Annotated in this window: 16 protein-coding genes; 2 read left to right on the forward strand and 14 right to left on the reverse strand. The window is 38.9% G+C overall.

Translation table 11 applies throughout. The features are described from left to right. Positions 1 to 57: 57 nt before the first annotated feature. Both P7D84_RS00480 and P7D84_RS00485 read right to left on the reverse strand, forming a co-directional pair. A complete protein-coding gene (locus P7D84_RS00480; protein ID WP_311804659.1) occupies positions 58 to 2,070 on the reverse strand; it encodes an FtsX-like permease family protein in 2,013 nt (670 codons plus the stop codon). Continuing rightward, positions 2,060 to 2,818: an ABC transporter ATP-binding protein gene (locus P7D84_RS00485; RefSeq protein WP_311804660.1), complete on the reverse strand. Its 759-nt coding sequence runs from the start codon at positions 2,816 to 2,818 to the stop codon at positions 2,060 to 2,062. Before P7D84_RS00485 ends, P7D84_RS00480 begins: the two co-directional genes overlap by 11 nt. A 367-nt stretch (positions 2,819 to 3,185) precedes the next feature. On the opposite strand from P7D84_RS00485, the gene nrdD reads away from it, so the two are divergent. Together nrdD and nrdG are read left to right on the forward strand one after the other, a co-directional pair. Then, positions 3,186 to 5,378 carry an anaerobic ribonucleoside-triphosphate reductase gene (gene nrdD / locus P7D84_RS00490; RefSeq protein ID WP_311804661.1) on the forward strand — a complete coding sequence of 731 codons (2,193 nt, stop codon included), beginning with the start codon at positions 3,186 to 3,188 and terminating at the stop codon, positions 5,376 to 5,378. Positions 5,379 to 5,481: 103 nt separating this feature from the next. Beyond that, positions 5,482 to 6,084, forward strand: a complete 603-nt coding sequence (gene nrdG / locus P7D84_RS00495) for an anaerobic ribonucleoside-triphosphate reductase activating protein (protein WP_311804662.1) — start codon at positions 5,482 to 5,484, stop codon at positions 6,082 to 6,084. Here nrdG and dinB read toward each other — a convergent pair. The 12 genes from dinB to P7D84_RS00555 form a co-directional block, all read right to left on the reverse strand. Further along, on the reverse strand, positions 6,076 to 7,197 hold the full coding sequence (dinB, locus tag P7D84_RS00500) for a DNA polymerase IV (protein ID WP_137602947.1): 1,122 nt from the start codon (positions 7,195 to 7,197) through the stop codon (positions 6,076 to 6,078). The genes nrdG and dinB overlap by 9 nt on opposite strands. A 124-nt stretch (positions 7,198 to 7,321) precedes the next feature. Next, entirely contained in the window at positions 7,322 to 7,852 is a 531-nt protein-coding gene (locus tag P7D84_RS00505) for a type II toxin-antitoxin system Phd/YefM family antitoxin (RefSeq protein WP_137602946.1), read from the reverse strand. Between the two features lie 175 nt (positions 7,853 to 8,027). Continuing rightward, positions 8,028 to 9,074 carry a DeoR family transcriptional regulator gene (locus P7D84_RS00510; RefSeq protein WP_311804663.1) on the reverse strand — a complete coding sequence of 349 codons (1,047 nt, stop codon included), beginning with the start codon at positions 9,072 to 9,074 and terminating at the stop codon, positions 8,028 to 8,030. 89 nt (positions 9,075 to 9,163) lie between these two features. Beyond that, positions 9,164 to 11,251: a heavy metal translocating P-type ATPase gene (locus tag P7D84_RS00515; RefSeq protein WP_376716902.1), complete on the reverse strand. Its 2,088-nt coding sequence runs from the start codon at positions 11,249 to 11,251 to the stop codon at positions 9,164 to 9,166. Between the two features lie 12 nt (positions 11,252 to 11,263). Further along, positions 11,264 to 13,438, reverse strand: coding sequence for a heavy metal translocating P-type ATPase (locus tag P7D84_RS00520; protein ID WP_311804664.1), 2,175 nt, complete (start codon positions 13,436 to 13,438; stop codon positions 11,264 to 11,266). Beyond that, positions 13,439 to 13,648, reverse strand: coding sequence for a copper chaperone CopZ (gene copZ / locus P7D84_RS00525; protein ID WP_137602943.1), 210 nt, complete (start codon positions 13,646 to 13,648; stop codon positions 13,439 to 13,441). A gap of 93 nt (positions 13,649 to 13,741) precedes the next feature. After that, positions 13,742 to 14,185 (reverse strand): CopY/TcrY family copper transport repressor, encoded by a 444-nt coding sequence (locus P7D84_RS00530; protein ID WP_376716903.1) that lies wholly within the window; start codon positions 14,183 to 14,185, stop codon positions 13,742 to 13,744. Positions 14,186 to 14,371: 186 nt separating this feature from the next. After that, positions 14,372 to 16,423 (reverse strand): heavy metal translocating P-type ATPase, encoded by a 2,052-nt coding sequence (locus tag P7D84_RS00535; RefSeq protein WP_311804666.1) that lies wholly within the window; start codon positions 16,421 to 16,423, stop codon positions 14,372 to 14,374. 187 nt (positions 16,424 to 16,610) lie between these two features. Then, entirely contained in the window at positions 16,611 to 17,909 is a 1,299-nt protein-coding gene (gene asnS, locus P7D84_RS00540; RefSeq protein ID WP_137602940.1) for an asparagine--tRNA ligase, read from the reverse strand. Between the two features lie 39 nt (positions 17,910 to 17,948). Further along, a complete protein-coding gene (locus P7D84_RS00545) occupies positions 17,949 to 19,136 on the reverse strand; it encodes a pyridoxal phosphate-dependent aminotransferase (RefSeq protein ID WP_137602939.1) in 1,188 nt (395 codons plus the stop codon). Positions 19,137 to 19,172: 36 nt separating this feature from the next. Then, positions 19,173 to 19,676, reverse strand: a complete 504-nt coding sequence (locus P7D84_RS00550; RefSeq protein ID WP_311804667.1) for a cell wall elongation regulator TseB-like domain-containing protein — start codon at positions 19,674 to 19,676, stop codon at positions 19,173 to 19,175. Positions 19,677 to 19,730: 54 nt separating this feature from the next. Then, positions 19,731 to 22,484 carry an ATP-dependent DNA helicase DinG, 3'-5' exoribonuclease type gene (locus tag P7D84_RS00555; protein WP_311804668.1) on the reverse strand — a complete coding sequence of 918 codons (2,754 nt, stop codon included), beginning with the start codon at positions 22,482 to 22,484 and terminating at the stop codon, positions 19,731 to 19,733. Positions 22,485 to 22,504: the final 20 nt, after the last annotated feature.

Here is a 22,504-nt window from a genome sequence, read left to right on the forward strand (position 1 = left end):
CTTATTAAGATACGCTTATTTTTTGTGTCATTGGTATCAAAAACAACGAGTCTTTTTTTAAAGCATTTTTTTCTGATAAGCACAAGCTGCCCAGTAAAAAAATGCATATACGACTAGCATCAAACCGCAGAAAAGATAAACAAATCCATAATTTGCATTTCTTGCTACGTGAGCAATCACCGAAAGTGCCAACATACTGTGGATCAGTGCCAACATTGCCGGTATGAAAAATACGACACGATTTTCGCGGCGGATCTCTTGATAGATTGTTTGGTTCGGTATTCCCATCTGCCGCAATAAATGATATTGTTTTTTCTTTTGTTTAAACTCTGAAAGCTGACGCAAAGTCACCATGCTAGCTGTTGTAATAATAAATGTCGTCGTGACAAATGTCACTACAAATAAAACTAACCCTACACTACTTCGCGTGTTTCGATACGTTTCTTGATAAGATGTATATTCTGTACGATAAACAGTTGTTTCTGTCTTTTTAGTTGTTTTTCCTTCAACGATTTCTCCGATGATCTGCTGATTTTTCCAAGCTAGCTCATAATGGATCGGATTATCCCACTCGCCTTTTAGATTTTCACGAATCAATTGATTCAATTTATTTTCATAGTGATCTTCTACATCAATCACTTCAGTCGCATAAGATAAGCCAGTTGTTTCGTTAAATAGTTTATCTGAAACTACGATCAACCCGGTGCCATAACGTAAATTCGGATCCCCAAAGTAGTTAGGAAAAATAGCCTGAACAGTCAACTTTTGTTCTTTTAAATTGATAGTTTCGCTATAACGAGTATAGTCATTCAAATAACGCTGATAAGAACTCAAAATAACGGTCGAATTCTCAGCATTTAACTGAATATCAGGCAAAGTAGAATTTGTTTTTTGAAATGCTCGATAATCTGAAATAGCCACCATATCCATAACTTCTGGTCTGTCATTCACACCTTCTCCCCAGATTTTAACATTTTGTTTAGCAGGTATTGCTTTAAAATGCAGCGTTTGCCGCTGATAAGGAAGCGCTTCTTGCAATTTCGGTGCAAACTTTTCGTAACTTTCTTGTGTGATCATCAATGAAGCTGGCGCACTTTCGTCAACTGACCGCATCTCTAGTGAGACAAGGGCGGTCATTCCTCCCAGGAAGGCTAAAGCTAGACCTAAAGCGACAGTAATTGAGCCAAAAAAGCGCCATTCACTGAACAACCGCAATTGCCATTCGCTTCTTGATAACATGCCAAGATTTTTATTTAATCGTTTTGGACGATAGGAATTGTACCAACGCAGTGTAAACGCAAAAAAGAGATAACTTCCTACTATACATAAAAATAAGATGATCCCCATTACCAATAGATTTCCTTGCAGTAAGCCGAAGGAATCGCTCAATTTACGGTTAAAAACAACGTACGTTACAGCCATCGTCCAACCGCTGAGTAAAAACAAGCCACCAAGGAATCCTAACATTTTTTGCCAAATCGAGATCTTCATTGCTTGAACCTTACGAAGTCGTTGTTTTTTTAGATGAGAAAATTTATATCCTGATACTAACCACAAAATTTGAAAAGAGACGACACCAAGAATAAAAAGAACGACGATACCAGTCGTGAGGATCGCATCGGGGGAAAAAAAGAAATGGACTTGTAATGCCAGTCCCATCGCTTTGACTAAGATCATACTAAAAAGTTTGGATAACAATACACCCAATCCGATCCCAATCCCAAAAGAGAAGATCCCGATTAAAAAAATCTCTGAAATAAACCAAAGACAGATTTGATAATAATTCAATCCATATAAATGGAAGATGCTGATGTCTTTACGGCGATTTTCGATAAAAAATCGATTGGTATTAGCCATAAAGAATAATAAAATCAAAACTACCGCAAAACTACCAAATCCCAGCATCCCTACAAGTTGAGTATTCTTACCAGCACTGCGGATCAGCGGCTGTTCGTAAGTCATCGCCGTAAAAGAGTAATAGACCATCACCGCAAAAATCAAACTGAAGAAAAAAACCAAATAATTGGTTAATTGTTTTTTGAATCCTCGCCAGATAATCCTAATCAGCATTGGCCTTTCCACCTCCACCGATAGTTGCTTGCATATCGATCACTTTTTCAAAAAATTCCTTGCGAGAAGAACGACGAACGACTTCGGAAAAAAATCGGCCATCTTTGATAAACAACACTCGATTGCAATAACTAGCCGTATAAGGATCATGAGTCACCATTAAGATCGTCATTTCCTCATGAAGATTTACTTCATCCAAGTAGTTTAAAAATTCTGTAGCCGCCTTTGAATCTAGTGATCCTGTGGGCTCATCTGCAAAAAGAACCAACGGCTGACTAATCAATGCCCGCGCAGCAGCAGTACGCTGTTGTTGTCCAATGGAAATCTCTTCTGGGTAACGAGCCAAGATATGTTCGATTTTTAAAATTTTCGTTAGACGAAGGACTCGTTCTTCCATTTCATCATAAGAAAGTTTACTTACAGTTAATGGTAAGATGATATTGTCTTTTACTGTCAAACTATCAATCAAATTAAAATCTTGGAAAATAAAACCTAATTTTTCCCGCCGAAAATCGGTTAAGCGATGCTCCCGCATCTGAGTGATATCAGCTCCTGCAATTTTAACAGATCCCATCGTCGGCAATAAAATTATCGACAGGATATTCATCAACGTTGTTTTTCCTGCACCACTTGGTCCCATAATGCCGACGAATTCCCCTTTTTCGACGGAAAAATTCAAATCATTTAAAACTGTGACTTTATTGCTACGAGTGCCAAAACTCTTACTAAGATGTTGTACATCGATCATTTTTTTTACGGTCTCCTCCTAACTTTGAACACTCAGTTTTGATTAGTAAATTATAAAAGAATAACAAATCAATTTTTATCATCTAAATTTTTTCTTTTATGGTATCATATAAAGGTCGGTTTCTTCTGTGAAACGTCCTTTGATAAACTTACAATTTTTTCACTTTTTGTCAAAATTCTTTTTTAGTTATTTTATCTTGGATAGAAACTTGACCTTATCAGCTTCTTTTGATTTCTTATAAAACAAACACACTATATATGGTGTGTTTTTCTTTTTATATAAAAAAATAATACTATATATCGTTGCAACGATATCAGAAATACTATATGATTGATAGTGAACTTTAAAGGAAACGGAGTTGTTTGTAATGATGGAAATCCACACTAAAGATTCATTAATCAGTAAGTATCAACCGTCACTAAAAAATATCAAGGTCATCAAACGCGATGGTCGACATGCCTCATTTGATGATCAAAAAATCTATGACGCCTTGATCAAAGCAGAGACTAAAATCAAGGGATCGGTTGATCCATTAGCTCATGAACGGATTCAATCGATCGTTGAACGAGTAGATGCCGAAATCTCAGAGCGTTTTACAAATGATGTCAAGATTTATGAAATCCAAAATATTGTGGAACATACCTTATTAGAACACAACGAATATGCTTTAGCCGAAGAATACATCAATTATCGGACACGTCGCGATTTCCAACGGAGCAAAGCTACAGATATTAATTTCACAATCGGTAAATTGATCAACAAAGATCAAACGGTTGTTAATGAAAATGCAAATAAAGACAGCGATGTTTTCAATACACAACGAGATTTGACTGCCGGAATCGTCGGCAAATCGATTGGATTGAAAATGTTGCCGGCTCATGTTGCTAACGCGCATCAAAAAGGGGACATCCATTATCACGATTTAGATTACCATCCGTACACACCCATGACCAACTGTTGCTTGATTGACTTTAAAGGCATGTTGAACAATGGATTTAAGATCGGCAACGCCGAAGTCGAAAGCCCTAAATCGATTCAAACAGCCACTGCACAAATTTCTCAAATCATCGCCAATGTCGCTTCTAGTCAATACGGCGGTTGTTCATCTGACCGAACCGATGAATTATTAGCTCCTTTTGCACGCTTGAATTACCAAAAACATTTAAAAGATGCAGAAGAATGGATCGATACTCCTGAAAAACAAAAAGCCTTTGCAAAACAAAAAACACGCAAAGATATTTATGATGCGATGCAAAGCTTAGAGTACGAAATCAATACTTTATTCACTTCAAATGGTCAAACCCCATTCACTTCTTTAGGTTTTGGTCTTGGGACTGACTGGTTTGAACGAGAGATCCAAAAAGCTATTTTACAAATCCGAATCGAAGGATTAGGCAGCGAAAAACGGACAGCGATTTTCCCTAAATTGATTTTTTCATTACGTCGCGGAACCAACTTAGAGCCAAATGATCCAAATTACGATATCAAACAATTAGCTTTGGAGTGCGCCACGAAACGGATGTATCCAGATGTCTTGAATTATGATAAATTGATTGAATTAACTGGAAGTTTCAAAGTACCGATGGGCTGCCGCTCCTTTTTACAAGGATGGAAAGATGAAAACGGCGAGGAAGTAAATGTCGGCCGGATGAATCTAGGCGTTGTAACTTTGAACTTGCCGCGAATTGCTATGGAATCTAATGGCAACAAAGATAAATTCTGGTCTTTATTAGAAGAACGGCTACAAATCGTTAAAGATGCATTGGTCTTTCGAATTGATCGCTGCAAAGAGGCCACTCCAGCAAATGCACCAATCCTTTATCAATATGGCGCCTTTGGCAAACGTTTGAAACGGACAGATTCTGTTAACGAACTATTCAAAAATAAACGTGCAACGGTTTCTTTAGGTTATATCGGTCTTTATGAAGTCGCTAGTGTCTTTTATGGTGGCGAATGGGAAACAAATCCTGAGGCAAAGGAATTTACTCTAGCTATCATGAAAGATCTAAAAGAACATGCTGATACTTGGGGAGATGAATACGGATATCATTTCAGTGTTTACTCAACACCAAGTGAAAGTTTGACTGATCGTTTCTGCCGTCTAGACACTGAACGTTTTGGCCTTGTAGAAAATATTACCGATAAAGATTATTACACAAATAGTTTCCATTACGACGTTCGGAAAAATCCGACCCCATTTGAAAAATTGGATTTTGAAAAAGATTACCCGACGTATTGTTCTGGTGGATTCATCCATTATTGTGAATACCCGGTATTACAACAAAATCCTAAATCATTAGAAGCTGTTTGGGATTATGGCTACGACCGGATTGCTTATTTAGGAACAAATACACCAATCGATCACTGCTATGAATGCGGCTTTGAAGGTGATTTTAAACCAACCAAACGCGGCTTTGAATGTCCGCAATGTGGCAATCATGATCCAAAAACTTGCGACGTTGTCAAACGGACTTGTGGTTACTTAGGAAACCCCCAAGCACGTCCGATGGTCCACGGCCGTCATGAAGAGATTGCTTCTCGTGTCAAACACATGAAATAAACTTTATAAATAACTTCAGTACTTGCAAACCCAGCAAGTGCTACTAAAAAAGACGGGGACGGCGCGCTTTGCCGCTCCCTGTTTTACTTGAAAGGTGAAAAATATGCGGAATCCAAAACCTAAAGAATGGCTGGCTAGCGAACTCAGTCAACAATACATCGCTGATTACAAACCCTTTAACTTCGTTGATGGCGAAGGTGTCCGCAATAGTTTATACGTCAGTGGATGTCCTTTTGCCTGTGAAGGCTGCTTCAATGCAGCGGCTCAAAATTTTCATTATGGCAAACCATTTACTCAAGAATTAGAAGATCAATTACTCGCTGATACTGCTCATGATTATGTCCAAGGCATCACTTTTTTAGGTGGTGAACCTTTTTTAAACACTCAAGTTTGTTTGAAAGTAATCGATCGAGTTCGTAGTGAATTTGGTGATAGTAAAGATATCTGGTCATGGAGCGGTTATACTTTCGAAGAGTTATTACTAGATAGCGATGACAAATTAGAGATGTTGCGTAAGATTGATATTCTCGTCGATGGCCGGTTTGAGCTTACACAAAAAAACTTGATGCTGCAATTTCGCGGCAGTGCTAATCAACGCATCATCGACGTCAAAAAATCATTAGCACAAGGTGAAGTCGTGATCTGGGAAAAACTCCATGACTCGGAACAAGCCTTTGAACAAATCAAAAAGAGCGCTCTAATTTGAACGCTCTTCCCATAAAGGTAAGACAATGTTTTCATATGCAATCGGATCTAGATTGGTCAAAGTAATCCCGACTAATCGGATCCCTTTTTCAATTCCACCGATTTCTTCCCAAATTAAACTCGCTTGAGAAAACAATTCTTCTTTTTTTTCTATGTAATAAGGCAACGTCACTCGTCGTGTCACGGTAGTATAATCTGCATAGCGAATCTTGACGACAACTGTTTTACCATGGCGTTGTACGCGCCTCAAAGCAGTCTCGACTTTTTCTGCTAATTGGCGTAACTGGCGCAATACTTCCTCTTCAGTTGATAACGGACGGCCATAAGTATGTTCTTTCCCAACTGATTTTCGTTCCCGAGTGACACTGACAGGTGAATCATGAATCCCGCGGACTTTTCGATATAAGGAATAGCCCATCTTACCAAACTCTTGAATTAAGAACATCTCACTTTTTCCATAGAGATCGGCCCCTGTGAAAATACCTAATTCATTCATTTTCGGTACCGTCTTTTTCCCCACACCATGAAATTTTTCAATCGGCAATCGTTTTAAAAATACAACTGCCTCCTCTGGTGAAATCACCGTCATGCCTTGCGGTTTTTGGTAATCAGAAGCCAGCTTAGCTAGAAATTTATTATAGCTAACACCAGCAGAACAAGTTAATTGTAATTCCTGCCAAATATCTTGTTGGATCAAGCGAGCTACTTTGATCGCTGAACGTGCGTTTATTTTATTTTCAGTCACATCAAGATAGGCTTCATCAATCGAGACTGGTTCAATAATTTCTGTATAGCGGCTAAAAATCTCGCGAACTTGTTTTGAGACGGCTCGATATTTCTCGTGATCGCCTGGCTTAAAAATTGCTTGCGGACATAATTCAAAGGCCTTTTGTGCACTCATCGCCGAATGGATACCATAGATTCGCGCTTTATAATTTGCTGTTGTCACAACACCTTTACCGCCAGTATCCGAGGGATGACGAGCGATCACTAGCGGATGTTTTGCCAACTCAGGATCATCCCGCTCCTCCACTGATGCAAAAAAAGCATCCATGTCGATATGGATAATTTTTCGTGAGGTGTCATTTTTTAACGGAAAAATCAACTCAGCCATCCAATTCGTCTCCTTTGAAAACTTTTTCTCCATCCATTATAACCGAACATCCGTTCACGAACAATCACTTGCCAGTATCATTCAATAGCAAAAAATCAAATAAAAAATAGACAGTCCTCACTGTCTATCGCTCGATCAAATTTACTTTACGAATCATCAGTTTATCAGCTGCGGCCCGTTGGAATTCCTGCAACTCGCCAAAGATCTCGGCATAGATGATTTTGTTGTGCTCACGACGACGTAATTGATAGATGATCTTTCCTGTATCTTCCAATTCTTTCATCATCTCTGTCACGCCGCCAAATCCCGTCTTCTTAGTAATAAATCCGGTCGCTACCATGCGTTCATCTAAATAGCGTGCTGTGATGACCGATCCTTTTACCAATGTTGTTCGTAAGGCAGTCGCCAGCTCTTCTAATTCTTCTGGAACGGGTAATTCGCGTTCTACAGGCTGATACAATGTGTCACGTAATGTATCCAGCTCTTCTACTAGCGCTTCATATTGTTCTTTAGTCAGCATCACACCAGCGATCTTTTCACGATTAAAGATATAAACACCAGTCTCTGCTTTACGAGCTTGAGCAAAAACATCCATTGGTGATTTCTTTACCTCAGTAATTGAAGATGTCGGAACATCTAATTTTCGTAATCCCATTCTGCTCTCCTCCTGCTTTTTATTAAATGGAATTAGTTTTTCAAATGAAAGAACTCACTCCGGTCTTTATCTGTGGGCCATCGTACTTGCTGAAAGAAAATCTGCAATGTCACGGCTACTTTCAACTTAGTCTTTATTATTATAGCATAACCTTTCTCTAAGAAAAATCTTCTCCTTACTTTCCCTCGCTAAATGGTAAAAAAGCTTGATACCGCTCTTGGATCAATAAAGAAGATTTCAATTCTGGATTCAGCGCCAGGACACTCCAATGACTAGCAGAAAAAATAGTATGCATTACCACGGCTAATTCATCTACCCGACAATTTCTTAATATCGGAAGTCTTTGTTTCATTTTCTTGCTCAGCAGGCAAAAAATCTCAGCAACTTTCATTTCTTTCAACGGATAATAACTGATAGTCAGCGGCAGTCCTTGATATATTCCTAAAAATAATTCAAACAATTTTGTTCTAAAAATCGTTTTTGTCAATTGAATCTCCCAATCTACTACTTGTTCAACTATCGTTAGTGCCTGTGATACTTCCTGATACAGATTTGTTTGATAGCGTTGATGGTCTAAATAAAATGTGGAACAAATTTGATAATGATAGCGCGTATAATCTAAGAAAAAATAGCTGGCAACCAGATCAAGCAATTCAAATTTTTTTATAAATGTCTCTAGTCTTTTAGTATTAGGAAAGAGTTCCTTTTCTAAGAAATTTGATGAGCTGAAACGATGATATTCTTGCACTTGTTGATAAATTTCTGCCTCATTGCATGGATAAAAATCTCGTAAATAACGAATCTGCAAATGAATGATTACCGCTTTTTCCCCCATCAAACTCCCTGTTTGAAGATTGACTGAAAGATTCCACTCAAGTAAGAGTTGATTTAATTTCTTCACCTGTGAATAATTCGTATTTTTTGATCCACACTGCCAAAGATATTGTTGAAACAGTTGAAAATACGGATCAGACAAAATTATTTTTCGATAAAGTCTTTCATATGTTCGTTGCTGCGGCCAATTAATTTGCCATAATTTTTTCTTTATCACATAGTTTTTCTGCTGCAATTCACGCAGGTCGCGAAGAATCGTCTTAGAACTTACTTTTATTTTTGCAGCTAGTTCACTGACGCAATAACATTCTTTTTGTAATAACTCGATCAGTTGCAATTGGCGTTGACATTTTTTTCTCGTTATTCTTTGCCAAATCACGCGTCTCACCTACTTTGACACCTTTTCTTTCAAAATAGCATAAGTCTCGGCATTCATTATGATCAATTTTTTTACGAAAAAAAGAAACGCCTGAATCATCAGACGTTTAAGGTCATCGCATTGATTGCTACAATGATTGTACTTAATGACATCAAGATTGCACCAACTGCAGGACTCAACAAAATCCCAATTGGGGCCAAAACACCTGCAGCCAACGGAATAGCTAAAATATTGTAGCCAGCTCCCCACCAAAGGTTTTGGATCATCTTGCTGTGTGTTTTTTTGGCTAGACGAACAAATTTCAAAATATCTTGTAAATTACTGTTGGTCAAGACAACATCAGCTGAATCGATTGCAATATCTGTTCCTGCACCGATAGCCATTCCGATGGAAGCTCGCGCTAAAGCAGGAGCATCATTGATTCCATCACCGACCATCATGACTTTCTTGCCTTTATCTGTATACTGTTTAATGATTTTTTCTTTATCATCTGGCAGTAATTCACTATAAAATTCTTTAATTGATAAATATTCTGCCACAGCTTTTGCAGCTTCTTGATTGTCTCCTGTCAACATCACAGGTTCGATTCCAACTGCTCGCAAATTTTTAATAAAGTCTTGGGCTTGGTCTTTTAACGTATCTCCCATCGCAAAAAAGGCGATTAATTTTTCATCAATCAGTAAGAAAGAGATCGTATTCCCTTGTTCTTGATAAGCTTTCAATTTTTCCTGGTCAAAGCTCAACTGTCGTTTTTCGACTTCTTTTTGATTAGCCAAAACAACCTGATGCCCTTCGACCGTTCCGCTTACTCCAACGCCCTTGATTGTTGAAACATCTTCAGCTTGGTAAGGATCAATTTTTTCTGATTTCAAATAATTCATGACACCAACTGCCAAAGGATGGTTCGTCTGTGCTTCCAAAGCACCGATATATTTTAGAGATTCTTCCCGACTGCTATCAGCCAATACTTCAACACCAGTCACTGTAAACTTGCCTTCTGTCAGTGTTCCAGTTTTATCAAGGAAAATATAATCCAATTGATTGCCTTGTTCTAGAGCTTGGCGACTTTTTAGCAACAAACCATTTTTAGCTGCTAACGAAGTGGAGCGAGCAATTACTAATGGAATGGCTAAACCTAACGCATGGGGACACGCAATAACAAAAACAGTCACCATTCGATCAAGTGCTTGTGGCAGATCTTCTAAAATCAACCAGGCCGCAAAGGTTACGATACCGGCTATCAATGCGATATAAAACAACCACTTTGCCACTTTGTCCGAAATAGATTCTAATTTTGATTTTTCTTGCTGTGCCTGTTTCACCATCGTCATCACTTTAGCAAGATAACCATCTGCACCAGTTCCTGTTACTTTCAACTTGATGGTACCATCTCCATTGACAGATCCGCCAATAACTGAATCCCCAATATTTTTTTGTACACCTTTTGATTCACCAGTGACCGCAGACTCGTCTGCTATTGTAGAGCCATCAATAATCTCACCATCTGTAGGCATCTTATCCCCTGCACGAACAAGCAACTGATCTCCATGATGAATCTCTTGGAGTTTTACTTTTTTAGTCGTACCGTCTGCCTCAATCTTATTGACTTCATCTGGCAATAATTCCGCCAATTTTTTCAATGCGTTGCTGGCATTTGAAACAGCATTCATCTCTACCCAATGACCTAACAACATGATCACGATCAATGTCGCCAGTTCCCAGAAAAAGTCCATCACATGTTCATGAGGATTGATTTTATTGGCAATAAATGAATACACGCTATAAATATAGGCTACCGAAATCCCCATTGCGATCAATGTCATCATCGCAGGACTTTTCATTTTCAATTCCATCTTCGCACCACTTAAAAATGGCTGTCCGCCGTAAATGAAAAGAATCGTCGCTAATACCAATACTACCCACTCAGAACCTGGAAAAGTAAATTGGAAAGGAAGCTGGATTCCCATCATCGGTGAAAGGATGATGATGGGAATCGACAAAACAAGAGAGAGCCAAAATTTCTGCTTAAAATTTCCCATGTGCATCGAATGATCCATATCACCATGATCGTGTCCATTCATTTCATGTGTCATTTCGTGGTGTTTGTGTCCGTCCATTGAAGAATCTGGATGATGCTTTGAATGGTCCATTTCCATCGAGTCATCCTTTTGTTCTCCTTGTCTCATGCTAAACGCCTCCTATAATTTTTTTTGATTCAAGCTAAGAGAATTCAATAGTACACTGACTGAACTAAATGCCATCGCACCGCCAGCAATGATTGGATTCAAAAATCCAGCTGCGGCAAATGGAATACCAATTACATTGTATAAAAATGCCCAAAACAAATTCTGTTTGATTTTTCTGAGCGTTACTTTTGATAAACGAATACTTTTTTCAACTGATAAAAGATCGCTATTCATCAATGTAATATCGGCTGTCTCCATTGCGATGTCCGTCCCGCTGCCCATTGCAATTCCGATATCGGCTAAAGCTAGTGCGGGTGCATCATTGATTCCATCACCGACCATCCCAACAGATTCATTTTCAGTCTGTAACTGCTTAACAACCTGTGCTTTATCTTCAGGCAGCACTTCAGCGATGATATCGTCAGCACCTAAGCCGACTTGTTCGCCGATATATCGAGCAGTTTGCGGATTGTCCCCAGTCAGCATCTTTACGTTAATCCCTAATTGATGCAATGCGGCAATCGCTGCTTTAGAGGATTTTTTCACTTGATCAGTCACTGAAATCAGCGCAAGCAGCTTCACTTGATCAGCCAGAAACATCACTGTTTTTCCTTCTCCTTCTAACGCTACCACACGTTCTTTAGGAAATGAAATTTTCCGCTCTTCTAACCCGCGTTTTGATCCGACAAAATACTCGACGCCTTCAATCGTTCCAATTACACCTTGACCTGTTAAACTTTCAAAATTTTCAACTGGCAAGATTGCGGCCTTTTCTTTTCCATATTGATAAATTGCTTTTGCTAAAGGATGTTCTGATTGTTGTTCTAGACTGGCTAGATAAGACAACGCTTGTGGATCAAACGATTCAAAATCGGCGACAACTGGTTTGCCTTCTGTGATTGTGCCGGTCTTATCTAAAACAATCGTTGTTAAATGTGCGATTTTTTCTAACGCACCTCCACCTTTAATCAAGATCCCAGTCTTTGCACCTAAACCGGTTCCTACCATAATAGCAGTCGGAGTAGCTAGACCCAAGGCACAAGGACAAGCGATTACTAAGACAGAGACGCTATGGACGATTGCTAGTTGCCAATCTTGTGTCAGAAAACCGGTCGCAAGTAACGTGATGAGCGCGATTCCTAAAACTACCGGCACAAAAATTTTAGAAATTTTATCGGCAATTTGTTGGATCGGAGCTTTTTCACCTTGCGCATCTTCCACCATACGGATAATCCGCGAAAGAATCGTCATGCTACCAACTTGTGTTGCGGTAAATTGGATACTGCCAGTCGTATTAACTGTTCCGCCAAAAACTTGATCATCGGCTTGTTTATCAACAGGCAAACTTTCTCCAGTCAGCATACTTTCATCGATTGTCGTCTGTCCAACAAGGATTTTTCCATCAACAGGAATTTGTTCTCCTGGACGTACTCGTAACAGGTCACCAGCTTGAACTTCTTCAATCGGTACTTGTTTTTCTTGACCATCTACAATAAGTGTTGCTGTTTTTGCTTGCAGGCTCATCAATTGTTTGATCGCGTCACTTGTTTTGGTTTTTGCCTTTTGTTCTAAATATTTTCCTAGTAAGATCAATGTGATAATCATACCGCTGCTTTCAAAATACAAATCGGAATTATGAGCATTGAAAAAGCCGTTATACACGCTTAAAGCAAAAGCGGCGGTCGTCCCCATCGCAACTAAAACATCCATGTTCGGTGCCTTAGTTTTCAAGGCATGATACGCGCCACGATAGAATCGCATGCCGACACCAAATTGAACGGGTGTCGCTAAAATCAGCTGAACAAGGGACAGGTGAAGAAAATGTACCCATTCTGCATGACTGCCTAATAACATCGCGATCATTGCAATCATTAAAGGTGCCGTTAAAATTGCACTCAAAATTAAATCACGTTTCATTCGCATGAGATAGGCTGCTTTTTCTTGTTCAATCTTTTGTTTATGATCATCATCGAAAAGGATTGCACCATAACCGATTGCTTCTACTCGTTGAATCAATTTATCTGCTGTGAGGCTATCGTCAAATTGAACCGTCGCTTTTTCAGTGGCTAAATTGACATTTGCCTCCAACACACCTGTTGTTGATTTCAATTCTTTTTCCACACGAGCAGAACAATTGGCACAAGTCATCCCAGTGATCGCAAATGTTTCTACTGTTGCTTCTGCCAATTAGATCACCTCAGTTTCGTATCCTGCATCAGTCACAGCTTTTGCAATTTGTTCTGCTGAAACTTGCGCTTCATCAAATTTAACGACACCTTGATTTTTCTTTAGATTGATCTTTACTTTATCGATGCCATCCAATTGATTGATCGCCTTTTCTACGCTTGCCACACAGTGATTACAGCTCATTCCATTAATTGTAAATTCTTTTTTCATTTTGATTCGCTCCTTAGTTGTTTTTAGTTTTTTTTGGTGAAATAATTTAGTTTTTACTACTCCATCTTTCAAGGAGCAGTAAGTTAGATTTTTTTATTTATGATGATTGCACTCACACTGTCCAGGAATACAATTGCATTCAATTGTCGGGACAGTTTTTTTGTTCATTAACTGTTCATTGATCAGAGCTACGTCCGCATCAGTCAGTGCCGCTTCTGCTACTAATTCTGCGATCGTTTCACCAATTCGTTTTGCACATATATGGGAAAATAAACTTTCCGTTGCGCTCTTAACAGTTTCGCCTTCACTAATAGCTGGATAATAAATATATTTTTTTCCAGATTGTTCTGTCCGCACTGCCTCTTTTTTTACTAAGCGACCCAATAGTGTCTTGATTGTCGCTGCTTTCCAGTCCATTGTTTGCCCAAGAATTTCGACGATCTCTTGAGCTGTCGTAGACTCCTGTGTCCAAATCACACGCATGACTTCCCATTCCGAGTCACTAATCTTAATCGGTGTACTAGCCATTTCTCTCATTCCTTTCGTTTACGTTTGTAATCTACTTTTTAAGTTTACAATTGTAATCGGAATTCGTCAACCCTTATGCTGCAAATTTCTGTAATTTTTTTCTGAAGCTCTTTTTAATTGATCAATTATTAACGAGAAAATCATTTTTCAAATACAAAAAGCAGCCTTCATTTTTGAAGACTGCTCTTAAACAAATTAATTTATTTTTAAACACCGCATTGCATTTAAGACTGCAATCACAGTCACACCTACATCGGCAAACACTGCAGCATACATCGTTGCAAATCCTAATGCACCTAAAATCAGCACGAAAATTTTTATCCCAATTGCAAAGACGATATTTTGTTTAACGATTTTCATCGTCTTACGAGCAATTCGAATCGCTACGGGAATCTTAGCTGGTTGATCATCCATGATTACCACATCAGCCGCTTCAACCGCAGCATCTGATCCAAGTCCTCCCATAGCAATACCAATATCTGAACGAGCCAACACTGGTGCATCATTCATCCCATCTCCGACAAATGCTGTCTTTTGTTGCAATTCTTCTTCTAGATGAAGAACCTTATCTTCTGGTAATAGTTCACTGTAAACTTGATCGATTCCAATTTTTTTACCGATTGCATCAGCAATTCTATGATTATCACCAGTCAACATTACTGTTCGTTTGATACCGAGTTCTTTTACTTTTTTCAACGTTTCAGCGACATTTTCTTTCAATTCATCAGCAATCACCAAATGACCGATCAATGTTCCATCCATTGTGACATAAACGATTGTCCCAATCTCATCGACTGCCGAAAAAGGAATATCATATTTTGACAATAGTTTCTCATTTCCGACTAAGAAATGATGCCCCTCAATCTCAACTGAAATCCCAAAACCAGCAATTTCTTCTAATTGACTGACTGGCAATAGCGGTTGATCTACATAGTTCACGATTGATTGGGCAATTGGATGACTTGAACTTTGTTCAGCACTTGCGACATAACGTAAAAAATTTTTCTGATCAATCGTTGTTTCCACTTTTTGAACGGCAAAAACACCTTTTGTTAACGTTCCTGTTTTATCAAAGACTAGCGTTTCGACATTCGCCAATGTCTCAATGTAATTGCTTCCTTTGATCAACACACCATCTTTACTTGCCCCACCGATTCCGCCAAAGAAACTCAAGGGAACAGAAATAACTAGCGCACATGGACAAGAAATAACTAAGAAAGTCAATGCTCGATAAATCCAATCATAAAACGGATCTCCTGTGACAAGTGGTGGAACAACTGCTAATAAAACTGCCAATCCCACCACAATCGGTGTGTAATACCGTGCAAAACTAGTGATAAAATTTTCAGCCGGTGCTTTTTTGCTGCTGGCATTCTCAACTAAATCCAAAATCTTGCTGACTGTCGATTCGCCAAATGTTGTCGTTACTTCCACAGTCAATTGTCCGCTCTGATTAATAAACCCGCTGAGAATCTGTTCTTCTGGATAGATACTGCGAGGCACAGATTCTCCAGTCAAAGCTGACGTATCCAGCATCGACTCTCCTTTTCTAACGATACCATCTAAAGGAACTTTCTCACCCGGTTTGATTAAAATTTGGTCGCCCACTTTAATCGTCTCAGGTGCCACTTTTTTTACGTGACCATCTTGAATCACGTTAGCATAGTCTGGACGGATTGCGACTAACGAACGAATTGATTTTCTTGATTTTTCAACGGCATAATCTTGAAAAAATTCACCTACTTGATAAAACAACATGACAGCTACTGCTTCTGGGTATTCTCCAATCACAATTGCTCCAATCGTTGCGATCGCCATCAAGAAGTTCTCATCGAAGATCTCGCCATGAAAACTATTTGTTATCGCTGTTTTAAGTACATCATGGCCGATCCACAAATATACAATCAAATACGCAATTAGTTTCCACGGCATAGCTGGTGAAAAAATGACCAACAAACCTAATGCCACAAGGGCTACGACAATCTGAATGATTTTTCCTTTAGAATTTTCTTCTTTTTTTTCAGTCTGGATATTGTTTACTTCAACTTCTGGTTCTACTTTATGAATAACTTCTTTCGCCTCTTCACTGATTCGTTCAATATCTTTTTCAGGGGCAATAATCGTTAATTTGGTGCTCATAAAATCAACTTGTGCCTTCTCAACACCATTGATTTGTTGAACAGACCGTTCAATTTTAGCAGCACAATTGGCACAATCCAATCCATCTAATCGATATATTCTTTCCATGAGATTCCCTTCTCTCTATTACATATGAATGATTTTTCATATTTATTATATATGAGTATGCATTCATATGTCAAGTGAAAATGAAAGCTTTTTCAACAAAATCAGCTGGCAGATTTTTCCTTTATTTTCGCTGCAGTCAAAGATTTCTACAAAAAAAGTGCCGAGAAAAATTCTCGACACTTTTTTGTTATGGATAAATACGATTTAACAAACGTGGGAATGGAATGGCTTCACGCACATGGTCGATTCCTGCAATGAATGTAATCGTCCGTTCAAGACCTAAACCAAAACCAGCATGCGGCACTGTCCCATATTTACGCAAATCTAAATACCAAGAGTATTCTTCTTCATTCAACCCTGCTTCACGAATTTGTTCTAATAAGAAATCATAATCTGTTGCCCGTTCTGAGCCACCAATAATCTCCCCATATCCTTCAGGTGCAATTAGATCGGCACAAATGACGACATCTTCGCGAGTTGGATGTGGTTTCATATAAAATGGTTTGATTGCTTTTGGATAATTCAAGATGAAAACAGGCCGATCAAAAGAATTAGCGATAAATGTTTCATGAGGTGAGCCAAAATCATCGCCCCATTCGATATCCTCGAAGCCATTTTTCTTCAATAATTCAACGGCATCATCGTAAGAAATCCGCGGATAAGGAAGTTTTGTGTAATTCTTTAAAGTATCTTTGTCTCGTCCTAAAACATCTAAAGCATACTCACAGTTGTCTAGAACACTCTGTACCAAATATGCAACATACTGCTCTTGAACTTCTAAACTTTCTTCTTGGTGCATAAAAGCCATTTCTGGCTCGATCATCCAAAACTCAATCAAATGACGGCGTGTTTTTGATTTTTCAGCTCGGAAGGTCGGACCAAATGAAAATACTTTACCTAAAGCCATCGCAGCTGCTTCCATATACAATTGACCGCTTTGAGAAAGATAGGCCTTTTGATCAAAATAATTTGTTTCAAATAAATCGCTAGTTCCTTCTGGAGCCGAACCAGTTAAAATCGGCGGATCTACTTTTACAAAGCCATTGTTATTGAAAAATTCATAGGTCGCACGGATCACTTCATTACGAATTAACATGATTGCGTGTTGCTGAGACGAACGCAGCCATAGATGGCGGTGATCCATTAAGAAATCAACCCCATGTTCTTTTGGCGTAATGGGATAGTCATGACTTTCACCGATTACTTCGATCGCTTGGACACCCAATTCGTAACCAAATTTTGACCGTGTATCTTCACGAATTTCACCGGTTACGATGATGGATGTTTCTTGTGTCAATTCTTTAGCTAAATGAAAGACTTCTTCTGACACGTCATTTTTCACAACAACTGCTTGGAAATAAGCTGTCCCGTCACGTAATTGTAAAAAAGAAATCTTACCGCTTGAACGTTTATTTGCGACCCAAGCACCAATTTTTACTGTTTCGCCAACATGATTCTTGGCATCAATGATTTGAATTTGCTCCACAAATGTCTCTCCTAACTTTATTTATCCCGAAATGATGGCTTACTTCTTACTATTTTCAATAAAGCGGCGAATCCGTACAACGGCTTCTTCCAAATCCTCCATACGGGCTGAATAACTCATCCGTACACTATCAGAAGATCCAAAACCTTCACCAGTTACTAGCGCAACGTGTTCTTGTTCTAACAAATCATTTACCCAAGTCGTGACATTGTCATATCCGCCCATCGCCATCGCCTCTTGGATGTTTGGAAATAGATAAAATGCGCCTTGTGGTTTTTTCAATTTGAAACCAGGTAGATCAGCAACTTTAGGATAGATCGTATTTAACCGATCTTCAAATGCTCGACGCATTTTTTCAGCAGTTTCTTGTTCACCTGCCAATGCTTCAACTGCAGCTGTCTGACTAACAGATGCTGGATTGCTAGTCGCTTGAGAAGCAATCGAAGTCATGGCACCGATGATTTCAGCATTCCCAATCGCATAACCGATCCGCCAACCAGTCATCGAATAAGTTTTTGATACACCATTGATGATTACTGTATGATGGAAAATCTCGTCAGATAAAGAAGCAAGATGTTTTGCTTCGTTTCCATTATAAACAAGATGATCATAAATATCATCTGAAACAATCAGTAGATCATGGCCCACGGCCCATTCGCCAATTTCGCGCAATTCATTTTCAGTATAGATCATCCCAGTTGGATTTGATGGTGAATTGATAATGATTGCTTTGGTTTTTTCTGTTCGGGCTGCTTCTAATTGATCAATTGTAATCTTGTAGTCATTGCTTTGTTCCCCTTTGACAAAAACAGGATTACCTTGCGCCAGTTTCACTTGTTCACCATAACTGACCCAATAAGGAACAGGGATGATTACTTCATCGCCAGCATCCAGAATCGATTGAAACAACGTATACAAGGCAAATTTGGCCCCGCTGGTCACAATAATATTTTTTGGTTCAATCGTCAATCCATAATTTTTCTCAGTGAAATCAACAATTGCAGACTTCAATTCTGGCGTACCACCAGATGGTGTATAGAAACTGACTTTGCCGCTTTTGATCCCTTCAACCGCAGCTTGTTCGATATTTTCTGGAGTAGTGAAATTTGGTTCTCCGACTGTCAGATTAATGACATCCAATCCTTGTGCTTTCAATGCTTTAGCTTTGGCAGTGGCTGCTAAAGTGACGGACGGTTCTAGGTTTGTTACACGTTGAGATAATTTCATGACTGATAACTCCCTTACCAAGATTTGTTAGATTTATTACATTTTTTTGATGACTTTGATTGTCTTGCCGTCATCGAATGCCAGCAAATAATAATAGATTGCACCTTGCTCGTCTTTTGCGGTGATTTCCCAAGTGGTTTGCTTACGATAGATTCCTAAATTTGCTTTTTCAAAAATCAGATTAGGATGCTTTTTTTCAAAAGTTTGGCTCACTTGTTCTTTCGTCAAACCAGCTTTTTGATCCAATACACGGATTTTTTCTCCAGATTTTGGAACGATTACAATGATTGCATCCCCAGCACTGTTCTCACCGGTCACGGTAAAATACGTTTCTTCACGGTTAAACCAATAAAATTGGTCTACCGTCTTTAAATCGGCATATTTTTCTGCCATTTGCACAGCTTCTCTTTTGGCTTGCTGCATCGGACGATTTGATCGAATAAAGATCATCACAGATCCCACGATAATGATCAATAAAAAAGTCACGATTCCCAACAGCCACCGATTGAGTCTTTGTTGTCCTGCACTATTCGTATCCAAAATCATCCTCCTTCCAGACAAGCTACATTATACCAAAATACCGTCTCACCCTCATTAATTCTCTTCACTTTTGTCAGAATTTAAAAATTGGGCGGTCTCAAGTAAAATCTCTGCTAACGGTAATTGTTTGACTGGCAATTCTTTTGGTAATGCTTTACGCAATTTATCACTGTATTTAGCCGTGATGAATCGTTGATCCAATAAAAGCATAACACCCTTGTCTTTTTCAGAACGAATCAATCGTCCAAGTGCTTGGCGTAAACGCAACGAGGCATGGGGAAGTGCTTCTTGGAAAAAAGGATTGATCCCAGCTGAGGCCAAAAATTCATTGCGTGCTTTGACTTGCAGACGTTGAGGATTTTCAAATGGCAAGCGTGTAACAATTAAAATTTGCAGAACATCCCCAGGCAAATCGATGCCTTCCCAAAAGCTGTCTGCGCCAAATAGCAATGCATCTTTTGACAATAAAAAACGTTTCAATAATTTTTCGCGACTGCCACCAATTCCTTGAGCCAAGACATCTCTGCCTTCATTCAATAATGGCGCCCGGACTCGTTGATATACTCGATTCAAAATATCATGAGAAGTAAACAACACTAAAATAGGCCGTTGCTGGGTCTGGGCCATTTTGCGAACGACGGTTGCTACGTACTGTGCGTATTGATCAGGTGAAGATGTCTGAATACTGATCCCTTCTGTTGGTAGGTAAATCCTCGCTTGTTGCGCATAATCATACGGGCTGCTGATAATCTTCAACGCTGCTTCAGGAATTCCCCAACGTTTAGCAAAGTAATGCCGATCACTTCCTATTTTTAACGTCCCGCCTAAATAAAGAATCTGCTGATAACGCTCATACCATGCCGTTTCACTAATCATTGCAGCTTCCAGATCTTGGACTTTAAATGTTTTACGATTAGGATTGAACCAATGGATATATCTTGCATCCCATTTTTCACAAAAGGTCTCAAAAGCTGTTTTTTGTTGCAATAACTCGTCTAATAAAGCTTGAAGATCACTCCAGTGAGCTTGTTCTTTGATAGTGAACGTTTCTTTATATTGGAAGAAATACGTCTGCAGCTGTCCACCAAGTGTCAACGCATCTTGATACAATAACTCAATTCGTTGCAACACTTGTTCTCCTACTAAAGATAATTGATCAATCTGTTCTTTTGTAATCAATCCTTCGTCTACAATCGGGAACGTTTCTTTGAAGAGTTGATAAAAATCAGTTAGATCTTCATTCAACTCTTGCAAGACATCTTGGAAGACCTCCAGCGTATGTTGTGTCTGCTGATCTTTTTGGACGAGTTCTTGCCAAACAAGAAATTGCTGATCTTCCCATAAATGATTGAATCTTCGTTGAATCGTTATAAAATTAAATTGTTGCGTACTGGTTCTTTCTAATACATGATTCAAATGATGGGCTTCATCAATAATCAAGTAAGAACTTTTAGGCAATTGTCGTTCTCTTCGCTGATCTTCTTGTGCCAAATATGCATGGTTGGTGACGATCAAATTACTTTGTGCCAATTTTTCTTGTCGATGACGAATAAAATCGGCTTGATAAAAGGGACTATTGGCATTTAATGTATGCGTCCCTAAATGAGCAATTTCTTGCCAAAAAGGATGGTTCAAACTTGTCATATTCAACTCGTCGAAATCCCCGGTTTCAGTTTGTGTCAGCCAAACAAGTAGCGCCATTTGATAAAAAGTATATTGTTTTTGTTCTGATTTTTTTTCAAAACTTTGATAAAAACGATCCAGATCAATATAATGACGGCTGCTCTTCATCACCACCGCTTGCAATGGTTGATCCAATATCCGGTTGATTAGCGGCAAATCATGATTTAGAATCTGTTCTTGCAACAATAACGATACGGTACTGACTACAAGCGGATCTTCCGGTGTCGCTAAAAAACTCATCGGCAATAAATACCCCATCGTCTTCCCAATCCCGGTAGCGGCTTCTACTAAAACATTTTTATGGTCCTTTTTATTAAAAAAATCGAATACTAAGTTCATCAACCGAGCTTGTTCTTTACGAAAGTCTAATTCACCATGATAGATTTTTTCCTTTTCTTTACGAGAACGAGGATAGGCCTTCTTTCCAAAATAATTTTCAGAAAAGAGCGGGACATGCTTTTTACGCAGGGCTAAACCGTGAATAATAGCTAAATCTTTTGATAATGGTTTAGGATCTGCTTGCATTTTCACCAAACAATCTTCTAAATACTCTTTCGTTTGAAAAGCCATCTGGTCAGCTGTCGCGATGATCTTCTCCAGTGTGATAATCGGCAGCTCTATGATTTTTTTTTCTAAATGCAGCAACAGTTGGGCCGTTACATCTGCATCACTATCCGCTTGATGAGGATTTTCATGGGTTAGGTGCAGTTCTTGTGCTAAATCTTTTAAGCGAAAACTCAAAGAAGTAGGCATAAAGACTTGGGCCAATTCTACTGTATCGATACCAGGAATCGTTAGGGACGCCAGCCCGCATCGCTGCAATTCATTACTTAAAAAGGGATAATCAAAATGAATATTATGCGCTACAAAGACTGTATCTGCCAATAAATTGGCGATTGTCTGCGCCACATCTTCAAAATAAGGAGCTTTTTTGATCCGCTGATTGGTAATCCCAGTCAACGTTTGGATTTGTGTTGGGATATTTTGGTCTGGATTGATATCTGTCGAAAAATGAGTCACAATTTTTCCTTCTTCAATTAATACACAGCCAAATTGAATGATTCGATCCGTCTTTGGGTCTGTTCCAGTCGTTTCAATATCCACGACTGCATAACTTTTCTTCACATTCGCCCTCCTTTCTCAAA

Source organism: Enterococcus dongliensis, from assembly GCF_031927985.1.
GTDB lineage: Bacteria > Bacillota > Bacilli > Lactobacillales > Enterococcaceae > Enterococcus_A > Enterococcus_A dongliensis.